An 11,966-nucleotide genomic window follows, 5' to 3' on the forward strand; every position below is an offset into this window, starting at 1 on the left:
GCATATACCACAGGCGCCTTCGGGCTCCCGCGCCCGGCCGTCGCGGGGCTGCCCGGACCCTCGGTGCTCAGGTGGCGGCGGCGGATTCGAGGGCCGTTCGCAGACGGCCGCCGTTCTCTGAGAGCAGACGCGCCGCCGTGGGTCCGTCGACCGAACCCAGGATGGTCAGGATCGCGTTCTTCACCTCACCGCCGGTCGCGGCGAGGGCGGCCTCGATCTCGTCGTCGGACGCGCCGGTCGCCAGCGAGACGATGTGCCGCGAGCGGGCGCGCAGCTTCTCGTTGGAGGCGCGGAGGTCGACCATCAGATTTCCGTAGGTCTTGCCGAGCCGGATCATCGTGATCGTCGTGATCATGTTGAGGACGAGCTTCTGGGCGGTACCTGCCTTCAACCGGGTCGAGCCGGTGAGGAGTTCGGGTCCCGTGACGACCTCGATACCGTGCTCGGCCGCGCCGGCGAGCGGGCTCCCGGCGTTGCAGGACAGTCCGATGGTGAGCGCGCCCCGGCCGCGCGCGTACTCCACCGCGCCGACGGCGTACGGAGTGCGGCCCGACGCGGAGATCCCGACGACCGTGTCATCGGCGGTCAGGGCGAGCTTTTCCAGCTCGGCGGCGGCCAGTTCCCCGCTGTCCTCCGCGCCCTCGACGGCTTCGACCATCGCGGACGGGCCGCCCGCGATCAGCCCCACGACGCGGGAGGGGGCGGTGTTGAAGGTGGGCGGGCACTCGCTGGCGTCCAGCACCCCCATCCGGCCCGCCGTGCCCGCGCCCGCGTAGATCAGCCGTCCGCCCCTGGACATGCGCTCGGCGGTGGCGTCGATCGCGGCGGCGATCGCGGGCAGCCGGTCGGCGACCGCACCGGGGACGGTCCGGTCCTCGCCGTTCATCAGCCGGGCGATGTCGAGGGTGGGGAGCCGGTCGACATCGGCCAGTTCGGGCCGGTGCGCCTCGGTGCCGAGGGCGGCGAGCCGGGCGCGGAGTTCACCGTAGCGGGGAGGGGTGGAGGTCATCGGTCACGGCTTTCCATGAGGTGGCCTTCCATGCGGGCGATGCCGCCTTCCATGCGGGCGGCGTTCGGTGCGGACGGCCTGTGGCGGAGACGGGGTACGGCGGGGGCGGCTTTCGGTGGGGACGGGGTACGGCGGGGGCGGCGTTCGACGGGAGGGGTTACGGCGAGGGCGGCTTAAGGAGCGGGCGGCTTACGGAGCGGGCGTCAGTGGGCGCTGCGCGGGGAGTGCCGGTGGGCCAGGGCTTCGTAGGAGGCGGCCAGGGCGGGGGCCGCCGTCTCGTACGTCCGCTGCGCGACCCCGATGAACAGGCAGTCGACGACGAGGAGCTGGCTGGTACGGGACGACATGGCCGCCGGCCGCAGCTCGCTCTCGCGGGCGGTGGAGGTGGTGAGCACATGGTCGGCGTACTGCGATACGGGACCGTCCGGGCGGCCGGTGATGGCGACCGTCGTCGCACCGTGGTCGAAGGCGACCCGCAGCGGCTCGATGACATCCCCGGTGGAGCCGGAGTGGGTGATCGCGATGGCCACATCGCCGGAGCGGAGCTGTACGGCGTTGGTGACGGCGAGATGCGGGTCGGCGTGGGCGTGGACGATCAGGCCGATCCGCAGCAGCTTCTGGGCGAGGTCCATCCCGACGAGGGAGGACGCCCCGACACCGTAGATATCGATCCGGCGCGCGGTCGCGGTGGCGGTGACGGCGGCGGCGAGCTGTACGGTGTCGAGCCCGGCGGCGGTGTCGGCGAGGGTCTGCTGCTCGTCGCAGGCCAGTTTGGCGACGACGTCGGCGATGGGGTCGTCCACCGCGATGTCGGCGGTGACGCTGGGCGCGCGGCCGGACTGCTGATGGGCGGCGAGTCCGGCGAGCGCGAGCCGCAGATCGCGGTACCCGGGGTAGCCGAGCAGCCGTGCGGTGCGCACCACGGTCGCCTCGCTGGTGCCGGTCAGCTCGGCGAGCCCGGTGACGGTGAGGGCGGCACAGCCCGCGGGGTCGGCGGCGACGGCCTCGGCGACGCGCTGCATGGAACGGGTCATGGAGGGGGCGAGGGTGCGGACCTTGGCGGCGAGGGCGGCGGGGGCGGGTGGCGCGTCGGCCGGTGTCGCCGGCCTGCCCTCCGCCCTGCTGAAAGTTTCCTTCACTGGTTCGGTCACGGTATGAAAGGTATTTTCGGGTGAGCGGCCGGTCAACCCCTCCCCGGGCCGGTGGCCGGCGGTATCCGGTCAAGCCTTCCCCGGGCCGGGCGGTCCGCCCGGAGCCGGTGGGGTGACAATGGCTCCATGGACGACGCCGACCCCCTTGAGCAGGCCCTGCACACCGCACGGGCCCTCGTCCTCGCCGACCTGGCCGCCCGGGAGGTGGCGGACGCCGAGGTGGTGTCGCTGGTGGAGCGGTCGGTGACCCACCGCCGCTGGTGGGTGGAGCAGTGGCCGGAAGGCGTCGAGTACATCACCGGCCTGGTCGCCCAGGACGTCCAGGACGCCCTCCTCGAACGCCACGGCCGCTGGCCGCTGTGCCCCGTCTGCGCCTCGGGCGACCCGCACGCCCTGGACGTCCAGCCGGAACTGGGGCCGGACCCGCACTGGGTGTGCCATGAGGCGGGGGTCGTGGTGGCGCGGGTCGGGGGGCTGGAGTGACGGCCGCGTCGCCGACCGCGCCGGGGGCGAGGTGGCGGGGTGGCGCCCGGGCGGCGGTCCGCCGGGGTGGTGCCCCGTTGACGGTCCGCGGGGACGGGTGGTGCCGGGTGACGGTCCGCGGGGACGGCCGGTGCCGGGTGACTCCCTGCGGGGGCGGTGCCGGATGACCGTCTATATCGACCCGCCGATCTGGCCGGGCCACGGGCGCATGTGGTCGCACCTGATCAGCGATGTGTCGTACGCCGAGCTCCACGCGTTCGCCGCCGCGATCGGCTGCCCCGCGCGGGCCTTCGAGCGCGACCACTACGACGTCCCCTCCCACCGCTACGCGGACGCGGTCGCCGCCGGGGCGGTGGAGGTGTCCAGCCGGGACGTGGTGCGGCTGCTGGTGGGCGCGGGGCTGCGACGGCCGAAGGGGCGGCCCGCGTAGCGGGGCCGGTCCGGTGGGGCGTCAGACGTCGGCGCGCGCCGTATCCCGTACGCCCGATGCGGTCGTCCCGCGCGCCACCACCCGGGACGTGCCCTGCAACCGCAGGGCCACCGCCACCAGCGCCAGTGCCGCGATCATCATCCCCGCGCCCGCCCAGGCCGTGGACGAGAAGCCGAAGCCCGCGTCGATGACCGTGCCGCCGAGCCAGGGTCCGCCCGTATTGCCCAGATTGAAGGCGGCTGTCGTGGTCGCGCCCGCCAGGGTGGGGGCCGCGCCCGCGACATTGAACATCCGGGCGTTCAGCGCCGGGCCCGTATAGAACGCCGAGAGGCCCAGCAGGAACGCGAGCGTGATCGTCACCACCGGGCTGGACGCGAAGAGCGCGAGCGCGAACAGGAACACCGTCGAGGCCGTGATGCCGCTCAGCAGCACCCCGAAGAGATGCGCGTCCGCGACCCGGCCGCCCACCATCGTGCCGATCAGCGCCCCGAGCCCGAAGAGCCCCAGCACCGCGGGCACCCAGCCCTCGGCTATCCCGGCGACATCCGTGAGCAGTGGGGCGAGATACGAGAACGCGGCGAACACTCCACCCGCCGCGAGCGCCGTGAAGGCGATGGCCAGCCAGACCTGCCGGTCGCGGTAGATCGACAACTCGTGCTTCAGCCGGGGGCGCACCTCGGGCAGCGGGATGCGCGGCACCAGGGCGACGACACCGGCCAGCGCGATCGCGGACGCGAGGCCCACCGCCCAGAACGCCGACCGCCAGCCCAGGTGGTCCCCCAGAAACGCCCCCGCCGGGACGCCGAGCACATTGGCTATCGACAGTCCGCCGAGCATCACCGCCATCGCGCGGGCCCGCGCGTTCACCGGCACCATGGCGATCGCCACCGCCGCGCCGAGCGCCCAGAACCCCGCGCAGGCGAGCGCGCTGATGACCCGGGACACGAAGAGGATCTCGTACGTCGGCGCCAGCGCGCCCGCGACCTGGCCCAGGCCGAAGACGGTGATCAGCGCGACGAGAGTGGTTTTACGGGGGAGCCGCAGCGTCGTGACGGCGAGCAGCGGTGCGCCGACGACCATGCCGATCGCGAACGCGGAGATCAGCAGACCGGCCTGCGGGATGGAGACACCCATGTCATCGGCGATGGGAGGGAGAAGCCCGGAGAGCATGAACTCACTGGTGCCGAGCGCGAAGACGGAGAGGCCGAGGATATACACGGCGAGGGGCATACGGCGGCGGCTGGAGTCTTCGGGCACGACAGAACCAACGGCCCTGGACATGGCCGGCATTCCCGTACCCCGCATTTCGGTACGTCCGTACCCGCACCCGTGCGTACCGCGCCGGAACCTCAGTGCCCAGGGGCCGGGGAGTCCCCCGGTTCGTCGCCGGAGCCGGAAGAGGAAGGGGAAGAGGAAGGAGAAGGAGAAGGGGAAGGAGAAGAGGGCTCGGGGTGGCGGAAGGTGAGGGTGAGGGAGCGGGCGGACTGGAGTTGGCCGGAGCCGATGAGCTGGACGCTGCCTGCCGCCGTGACCTGGAAGGAGAGCTGCGCCTCGGCCAAGGGCAGCACACCCCCACGGGCCGCGATCTCCTCGAACACGGTCTGGAGCGCGTCCACCGTGTCCGCCAGATTCCGGCGCAGCGGCCCCAGCGGCACGGACCGCAGCACGGTCTCCCCGTCCCGGCTGAACAGGCCCATCGTGTCGTCGCGCCGTGCCTCCAGGTCCGCTTCGGTCGCCTCGACCCAGAAGGGCAGGGTGTCGGGTGTGCCGTCCGAGCCGATGGTGTTCCCGGTCATGGGCGCAACTGTAAGGGTGCGGGGGACATTTCCCGGCTTAAGCCGAAAACCATCCCTCGGCCGGGTAACGCATCCCCAGCCGGCTCGCGCATCCGGCCGCCGCCCGGAAAGTCGTACGGTGACGCATCGCGGCCGACGCGAGGGCCCGCAGGGAGATCGGCGCCCCGGCGAGCGCGCCACCCGATGGGTGCCCGCCGGGCGCCCCACCCGCTGGGTGCCCGGCGAGCGCGTCCGACACCACCGCCTCCGCGGCGATATCGTCCTCGAACGCGGCCGGCAGTGGCTCCGCGGGCAGCCCGAGGCTCCCGAGGGCCGCCACGATCTCCTCCGGGGGACGCCGGGTGTGCCGGGCGGCGGCGTACAGCGCGTCCGGGGTGAGCCGGTCGCCGATGGGCGTACCCCGGATCAGCGCCCAGTCCCCGTCCCGGATGCCGGGCATCCGGCGGGGTTCCTGGACGGCGTACCCGAGGGCCCGCAGCCGGTCCGTGACCTCGGCAGGGGGCAGCCGGGTGTCCCGGGCGAGGGCGGCGAGCTGGCGGGGCGGCACCGGCGCGTCGTCGGGGAGCTGGTGGGCCTGACCCACCACGACCTCGCTGAACTCCGGGCCGAGCCAGTCGGGACCCGGCACCGGGCTCGGCACTTCCAGGCCCAGTCCGACCGCGCGGGCCGCGACGGCCTCCGGCGTCTGTCCGAGCCCCAGGGCCGCCGACACCAGAGCGGCCCGCGACACCCGGCCGTCGACCACGCCGTGCAGTGCCAGCAGCCGCAGCAGATCCTTGTCGGACCGGTCCAGGGTCCGCATCTGCTCGTGCCCCGGCGCCGGGACCCCGAGGAGTGCGGCCGTACGCAGCACCCTGGTGAACGGCTGGTGGGTGCGCAGCGCGGCGATCGCGACATGGCCCGGGGTGAGCCGTTCGTCCGGCCCGCCCCGGCGCTGCCGCAGTTCCGCCAGCAGCAGCCTGGCCTCCTTGCCGACCTCCGCCGGATAGCCCGAGGACGCGTCGACGTCATAGCCGAGCTGGCCCAGCCGCCGGGCCACCGAGGCGGGCCCGTGCCCCCGCCGCTCGGCTCCGTGGAAGACCAGAATCCGCGGCACCCGGGCCCCCGGGAGGAGCCAGCCGCACCCGGGGATGGGCTCAAGGACGGGCGCGTCGGCGGGGACCGCGGCCCGTGCCGCGCCCAGGGCCGGGGGCGGCTGGCCGAGCGCGGTCAGCCGGTCCGCCACCTGCCCGGCGGTGCGCCGCGTCCGCGCCATCAGTCCGAACACATCCGCCACGGACACCTCGGCGTCCCGGCGCCAGTGGTAGAGCCCGGCGATGCTGGGCCATCCGGTGGTGGCCAGCCGCTGGGAGGGCTGGTGCCCGTACGGGGACGAACGGCCGAACCCCGGCAAACCTGGCCGGCCGAACCCCGGCCCGCCGGACCAGCCCGCCCCCGACACCCCCGACACTCCCGATGTCCCCGATGTCCCCGACCAGCCGAACCCCGGCCCGCCGGACCAGTCGGCGAAGCACTTCTCCCAGTCCGCGATCCCGGCGCCGCCGCTGCCGAGGAGGACCAGATCCGACGGGAGCGCGGCCAGGGGCGGCCTGCCCCCGGGCAGCCCCACCGCCGGGCCGTCCCCGGGCAGCCCCACCGCCGGGCCGTCCCCGGACAGCGCCCCGGGGGCCAGGAGGCCCGCCGCCGCGTGCAGCGCGAGCAGCCGCCAGTGCAGGATCTCCTCGGGCAGGGTGCGCACCAGTTCGTGGTTGCGCTCCTGGAAGTGCGCGGCGGGGCTGTCGTAGTCGCCGGTCACCAGCGGCGCCAGCAGCAGATCCGGGGCGAAGAACCCGGTGGTGCGGTACGGCAGCGGCAGGGCGTCCCACTCCAGACCGGCCCGGCCGGCCTCCTCGGTCACCGCGTCGGCGAGATCGGGCCACCGGGTGCCGAGGGCGGTGAGCCACTCCCGGGTCACGAGGGCCGCGCCGTCGCGGATCAGATCCGGTACGGCCGAGTGGAACCGCCGCTCCACCTGGGTGTCGTCGTACTTCCGCACCCGTCTGCGGTCGACGGTCAGCTCGGGTCGGTGCGGGCCGCGCAGATTGACGATGACGCCATGGGGCGGCCAGGGCACCGGGGGCCCTCCGTCGGTGTGGGAGATCGCGAGGCCGTCCGACAACAGCCGCCCCGGCCCCCGGTGCCACCACAGATCCGGGTGCCGGGTGGCGACGGCGTCCAGGCCCTCGGCCCCCGGCTCCCCCGCGAACCCCTCGGGCGATGGCACCCCCGGCTCCCAACGGGCCTCGGCGTACGCGTCCTTCGCGGTGGTGAGGTACTCCGCCACCACCAGCACCGACACCAGATGGTCGACCACCGTACGGCCCGGCTCCACCCACGAGCCCAGATGCAGCCGCACCCTGGTGCCCGACCGCCGCCCCGGCCCCAGGTCCTCGATACGGAACAGATTCCCCGGGCCCGCGATGGTCACCTTCAGCCGCCGCCCGAGGCGGCCGTCGCGCTCCATCCGGCAGGTGTGCACGGTGATCTCGTCGGCCAGCATGAAGTAACTCAGCACCCCGATGCCGAAACGGCTGTTGGGGTACAGCACCAGCGAGGGATCGACCCGCAGCCACTCGGCCTGCTCCTCCACGAACTCCGGCAGATCCACGAAGCGCGCACCGGCCTGGGCGAAGGTGCCGGACAGCTCGCGCACCCCCATCCCGACGCCGTTGTCCTCGCAGTCCAGATAGCGTCTGCCGCGCTTGTCCTCGCCCTCGGTGAAGGAGATCCGCCCCGCCCAGCCGCCCGGCTCCCCGCCTGACTCCCGGTCCGGCTCCCCGTCCGGCTCCCCGGCGGATTCACCAGTGGATTCATCGGTGGTACGCCGCAGATACTCCGTACGGGCCAGGCGGTAACGGCACGCGTCCAGCGCGTTCTGGTACAGCTCGCGGATCGCGAGGCCGGACTCCCCGTACAGCTCCTCGCCCATCAGCAGCCGCTGGACCCGGTCCTCGGCGAGATGGAAGCGGATCCCGGCGGAGAGGCCGGCGGGGGCGCCCCAGCTCTGCCGTACCCGGTCGGCGTTGGCGTACGCGGGCAGGGTCGCCAGTGCGCACAGCGCGCTCCCCCGGGTCGCGGCGAGCCGGTTGAGGGCGCGCAGCAGAGCGTCGACCCGGGACGCGTGGCCCTGTAACGCCAGCTCCACTGCCGGGTGCCGGCACACCGCGTGCAGTGAGCGGCCGCTGCCGGAAGCCGTCCACCGGGACTCGCGCAAGGTGGTGTGCAGGGCGTCCAGATCGACACTGTCGGAGATGCCGAGATGGTCGGCGACCACATCGGGCAGCTCGACCGGGTCCACGGCCAGCGCGTGCGCGGCCTTGGACAGACAGGCCACGAGCGTCTCGTGCAGGGTGTGTTCATGGACCGTCGTCGGCGCGATCACCTCGTCGTCCTTGAGCGTGCCGGGGCGCGGCTCGGCGAACGGGGCCATCCGCCGGTCCTGGACGAACCGGAGCAGCCGGTGTTCGTTCAGCACCCGGCGCAGCCGGTCGTCCCCGTCCGTACCGGGTGAACTGTCCGCGCCGGGTGAACTGTCCGTACCGGGCGGGCCGTCCGCGCCATCCGCGCCATCCGCGCCATCCACGCCAGACAGTCCGTCCGGGCCCTCCGCGCCGTCCCGGCCGAGCAGTTCCCCCAGCGCCTGGAGCGTGTACGCGTCGGGCTGCCGCAGCAGCCAGCGGTGGAAGGCCCACCACAGGATCGGCCGCGCCCCCGCCATGGGCCGTTCGCCGTCGAACAGCCGCCGCTCCAGCCGTGGATACTGCCGCAGGAACTCGCGGAACTCCCGGAACCCGCCGTCGTCCGCCGCGTCCGCCGGGGGGTCGCGGTCGAGCACCCGGACCCGGCGGGCGGCCTCCCGCGCCCAGAACGCCGCGTCGAGAAAGGGGAGCACGGCGAGGAGCGCGGCCTCGGCGGGGGAGAAGACGGTGTCGTCGGCCAGCTTCCCCGTGATGAACCCCGCCCGGTCGTGGACCCGTCCGGGCAGCTCGCGGTCGTGCCACGGGTCGTCGCGCAGCGCGGTCGCCAGGACCCGTTCGTACCCGTCCGCCAGCCGGCCCGTCAGTGCGACGCACCCGGTGCGCAGGGCGTCCGTGGTGGCGGCGAGCGCGGGATCGGTGCGGTTCCAGACGGGGTGGGTGGCGACGGCGCGCTTCCAGGGGTGCTCGCCGCGCGACCTGGCAGGACCCGGCAGTACGGTGAGGTCCCGCCGCCGGATGTCGCTGATCACCTTGATCCGCTGGAGGGGGGCGGTCTTGCCGTACGCGGTGTGCAGTTCGCGCACCCGGTCCTGGACCGCGCTCTCGAACTCCGCCAGATCGACGGCGTGCGGGCGCGTGACAGCGATGTCGCAGACCGCGCGGGAGAACAGGCTGAACGAGTCGCCGGACGGTGCGCCCGGAGCCGTACCGCCGCCCTCACCGCCTCCGCCGTCCCTGTTGTCGCCGTCTCCGTTCCGTACGGTGTCCGACGGGCGGACGTACAGGGCCACTTGCGACGACGAGCAGGCGTAGACGTACGCCACCTTGCGACGGAGCGTGGCGGCGACCTTCCGACGGCTCCAGCTACGGGTCCCCCCGGGGGCCATCGAGTCCCGCTCCAGCCCTTCCCGGCACGCGTCGATCAGAAAGACGATCTGCGCCGCCTCGCACGCCTCCAGCTCCTTCTTCCAGCCGATCCGGACGCAGCCCTCGGCGAACGGGGAGATCGCGAAGTCGGCGTCCTCGGGGATGAGGTAGTCCTCGCCCTCGAAGCTGTGCCCATGGCCGCTGAGCAGGATCAGCAGGGTGTCCGACGCCCGGGCGGCCCGCAGGAAGCGGGAGATCTGGCCGTCCACGAAATTCGGCGTGACGACCCGCTTGGGCTCGGCGACATCCACGGAGTGGAAGCCGCGCTCGGCGAGGGCGGCGGCCAGCCGCTGGAGATCGTCCTTGACGAAGGGGAGCGATGGGATGGCCGGGTCGTCGTACTCGCTCGCGCCGATCAGGAGGGCCTTCTGCCGTGCCATGAGCACCCACCCCCGATCGCGCTCCGTGCCTCTTGTCTGACTCTAGGTGAGGAGTCCCAGCTCCGCCGCCAGATTGCGGCGGGCCCGCTCCTCCCATGTCCGTACCCCGTACGGCGTGTGGAACAGCCGGGGCAGCCCGATGAGTTGGCGCAGTACGGTCGCGCGCCCGGCGCGAAACGCGTCGTCGGGGACGAAGCCGTACTCCTCCCGGACGGCCGCCGCGTACGCCGCGTACGCCTCCGGGCCCGATGCCAGGATCGCGAGATCCGCGTCGCACAGCACCGCGCCGTTGCTGTCGCCGTCCGCCGGCGCGTGCGTCACCGTCAGCCGCACCAGCCGCGCCACCTCCGCCGTCGCCCCGGCCGTGAGCCCCGCCTCCGGCAGCGCCTTAAGGGCGAGCCGGGCCGACCGCTCCTCGTTCCCCGACCGGTCGGGGAGGTACACGGCATCGTGGAACCAGGCCGCCAGCCGTACGAGATCGGGGCCGGCGGCGTATTCGGCGAGGGTGTCGATGTGGTCGAGCACCGCCGTCAGATGGGTGACGGTGTGGTAGCGCCGCTGCGGCTCGCCCCACCTCCCGAGCAACTCCCGCGCGTACGGGAGCGGGTCCGGGCCCACCGCTCCGCGGGCCCCGGTGAGCGCCCGCGACCAGCGGGAAGGGAGGGGTTCGGTACCGGCGGCGGCCTCGGGGGATTCGGCATGGCTCATACACCGACTCTAGGACCGACTCCAGGACCGACTCCAGGACGGGGGCGCGCGCCGGGGCCCGGGGGCTGGATGGGCGGTGGGGGATGAGGTTGGCTGGGGTGCATGGAATCCGTACGTGACCCCGAACTGCCCGGCCGCCTCCTCCGTATGGAGCGGGACGCCCTCATCCCGCTGCTCCGCGCCCGGCCCGACCGTGACTTCGAGCTGCGGACCTGCTGTCCGGGCTGGACCGTCCGCCATGCCCTCGCGCACTGCGGCGCCGTACTGAGCAGGGTGGTGGAGAGCCGGTTCGAGGAGGGGGTGTTCAGCCCCGAGTCCAATGACCGGGACATCGCCGAGCGGGCCGGCTGGTCCCATGCCCAGGTCGTCGACGAACTGGAGCGGGGGATGACCGAGGCGGGCCCGGTCATCGCCGCCGCCGGTCACGGAAAGCTCGACGCGGTCGCGTTCGGTGAGTGGGTGCACGCCGGGGACGTCCGGGAGGCACTCGGCGAGCCGGGCGCGTACGAGGGCGATGGGCAGCGGCACGCCCTGGCCCTGGTGGCCGTGCTCTCCCGGGTCCGCCGGACGCAGCCGCTGCTGGCCCGGCTGGACGGGCATGACGCACCGCTCGTACTCGGCGCGGACAGCCCGGACCCGGCGGTGTACACGGGGTCGGGGGCCACCCTGATCAGACTGCTCACCGGCCGGCCGCTGACCGGTACCCGCTATGAGCTGACGGGGGCGAAGGAGGACGAGCTGAACTTCTTCACCTGAATAAAAGGGGCGAATGGGGTGACACTGGGTACAGAGGCACGAGGAAACACGGTCTCTTCGGGGGTCGGTGTGTCCGTGGTGCGTCCGTGGTGTGTCCGTAGTGACCTGTAGTGCCCCGTAGTGCCCCCCAGTGTCATGGAGGCAAGAACCATGATCACCGTAATGCTCGTCATCGGAGTCGTCCTGGTGGTTCTGCTGACCGGAGCCATGTGGTGGGACTCGCGGCGCCGGGAGGAGTACGTGCCCCCGCGCCCCGACGAACAGCCCCACCAGCCCGACCAGCGGGAACACATCGAGGAGGTCCGTGAGGAGGACGACGACACCTTCCCCGGCGAGGGCGAGAACCGCCTCCTCCCGTACAACATGAGGACCCACAGCAGCCACAGCACCGGCAAGGGCCGGGAGGCCAGGCCCGACCACGGGCCGAACATCGGCGGCGGGGCGTTCGGCAGCGGCGGCTACCACTGAACTGAGGGGTGGGGCGCGCACGCGGTGGTGCGGGCCCGGTTGAGTGGCGGGCCCGGCTGGGCGGTGCGCACGGCTGGGCGGTGCGCACCCGTGCGGGCGCGGGGCTTGGTGGCGCGCGCAC

The 11,966-nt window shown here is 73.5% G+C and carries 10 protein-coding genes; 4 read left to right on the forward strand and 6 right to left on the reverse strand.

Going from position 1 to position 11,966, the window contains the following annotated elements; translation table 11 throughout:
- Positions 1-67: 67 nt before the first annotated feature.
- Both murQ and ACWF94_RS19055 read right to left on the reverse strand, forming a co-directional pair.
- Positions 68-1,009 (reverse strand): N-acetylmuramic acid 6-phosphate etherase, encoded by a 942-nt coding sequence (murQ, locus tag ACWF94_RS19050; protein WP_453489259.1) that lies wholly within the window; start codon positions 1,007-1,009, stop codon positions 68-70.
- A 203-nt stretch (positions 1,010-1,212) separates the two neighbouring features.
- Positions 1,213-2,160: a MurR/RpiR family transcriptional regulator gene (locus ACWF94_RS19055; protein ID WP_453489262.1), complete on the reverse strand. Its 948-nt coding sequence runs from the start codon at positions 2,158-2,160 to the stop codon at positions 1,213-1,215.
- Between the two features lie 126 nt (positions 2,161-2,286).
- Between ACWF94_RS19055 and ACWF94_RS19060 the strand changes: the two genes are divergently transcribed.
- Together ACWF94_RS19060 and ACWF94_RS19065 are read left to right on the forward strand one after the other, a co-directional pair.
- Entirely contained in the window at positions 2,287-2,643 is a 357-nt protein-coding gene (locus ACWF94_RS19060; protein WP_453489265.1) for a hypothetical protein, read from the forward strand.
- 163 nt (positions 2,644-2,806) lie between these two features.
- Positions 2,807-3,073, forward strand: a complete 267-nt coding sequence (locus ACWF94_RS19065; RefSeq protein ID WP_453489282.1) for a DUF4031 domain-containing protein — start codon at positions 2,807-2,809, stop codon at positions 3,071-3,073.
- A 21-nt stretch (positions 3,074-3,094) separates the two neighbouring features.
- Here the strand turns inward: ACWF94_RS19065 and ACWF94_RS19070 are convergent, their stop codons facing one another.
- The 4 genes from ACWF94_RS19070 to ACWF94_RS19085 all read right to left on the reverse strand — a co-directional run bounded on the left by ACWF94_RS19070 (position 3,095) and on the right by ACWF94_RS19085 (position 10,621).
- Positions 3,095-4,303, reverse strand: a complete 1,209-nt coding sequence (locus ACWF94_RS19070; RefSeq protein ID WP_453489285.1) for a Cmx/CmrA family chloramphenicol efflux MFS transporter — start codon at positions 4,301-4,303, stop codon at positions 3,095-3,097.
- A 119-nt stretch (positions 4,304-4,422) separates the two neighbouring features.
- Positions 4,423-4,869 carry a Pepco domain-containing protein gene (locus ACWF94_RS19075; protein ID WP_453489268.1) on the reverse strand — a complete coding sequence of 149 codons (447 nt, stop codon included), beginning with the start codon at positions 4,867-4,869 and terminating at the stop codon, positions 4,423-4,425.
- Between the two features lie 37 nt (positions 4,870-4,906).
- Positions 4,907-9,913 carry an HD domain-containing protein gene (locus tag ACWF94_RS19080; protein WP_453489271.1) on the reverse strand — a complete coding sequence of 1,669 codons (5,007 nt, stop codon included), beginning with the start codon at positions 9,911-9,913 and terminating at the stop codon, positions 4,907-4,909.
- Positions 9,914-9,955: 42 nt separating this feature from the next.
- Positions 9,956-10,621, reverse strand: a complete 666-nt coding sequence (locus ACWF94_RS19085; protein WP_453489274.1) for an HD domain-containing protein — start codon at positions 10,619-10,621, stop codon at positions 9,956-9,958.
- A gap of 102 nt (positions 10,622-10,723) precedes the next feature.
- On the opposite strand from ACWF94_RS19085, the gene ACWF94_RS19090 reads away from it, so the two are divergent.
- Both ACWF94_RS19090 and ACWF94_RS19095 read left to right on the forward strand, forming a co-directional pair.
- Positions 10,724-11,377 (forward strand): maleylpyruvate isomerase family mycothiol-dependent enzyme, encoded by a 654-nt coding sequence (locus ACWF94_RS19090; RefSeq protein ID WP_453489276.1) that lies wholly within the window; start codon positions 10,724-10,726, stop codon positions 11,375-11,377.
- A 150-nt stretch (positions 11,378-11,527) separates the two neighbouring features.
- Positions 11,528-11,845, forward strand: a complete 318-nt coding sequence (locus ACWF94_RS19095) for a DUF6479 family protein (RefSeq protein WP_453489279.1) — start codon at positions 11,528-11,530, stop codon at positions 11,843-11,845.
- Positions 11,846-11,966 lie beyond the last annotated feature (121 nt).

It is taken from the genome of Streptomyces sp. NPDC055078, assembly GCF_053607985.1.

Coding starts and splice junctions, on each gene's coding strand:
- ACWF94_RS19060 (WP_453489265.1), top strand. CDS start 2,287: ATGGACGACGCCGACCCCCTTGAGCAGGCCCTGCACACCGCACGGGCC.
- ACWF94_RS19090 (WP_453489276.1), top strand. CDS start 10,724: ATGGAATCCGTACGTGACCCCGAACTGCCCGGCCGCCTCCTCCGTATG.
- ACWF94_RS19095 (WP_453489279.1), top strand. CDS start 11,528: ATGATCACCGTAATGCTCGTCATCGGAGTCGTCCTGGTGGTTCTGCTG.
- ACWF94_RS19065 (WP_453489282.1), top strand. CDS start 2,807: ATGACCGTCTATATCGACCCGCCGATCTGGCCGGGCCACGGGCGCATG.
- ACWF94_RS19075 (WP_453489268.1), bottom strand. CDS start 4,869: ATGACCGGGAACACCATCGGCTCGGACGGCACACCCGACACCCTGCCC.
- ACWF94_RS19080 (WP_453489271.1), bottom strand. CDS start 9,913: ATGGCACGGCAGAAGGCCCTCCTGATCGGCGCGAGCGAGTACGACGAC.
- murQ (WP_453489259.1), bottom strand. CDS start 1,009: ATGACCTCCACCCCTCCCCGCTACGGTGAACTCCGCGCCCGGCTCGCC.
- ACWF94_RS19085 (WP_453489274.1), bottom strand. CDS start 10,621: ATGAGCCATGCCGAATCCCCCGAGGCCGCCGCCGGTACCGAACCCCTC.
- ACWF94_RS19070 (WP_453489285.1), bottom strand. CDS start 4,303: ATGCCCCTCGCCGTGTATATCCTCGGCCTCTCCGTCTTCGCGCTCGGC.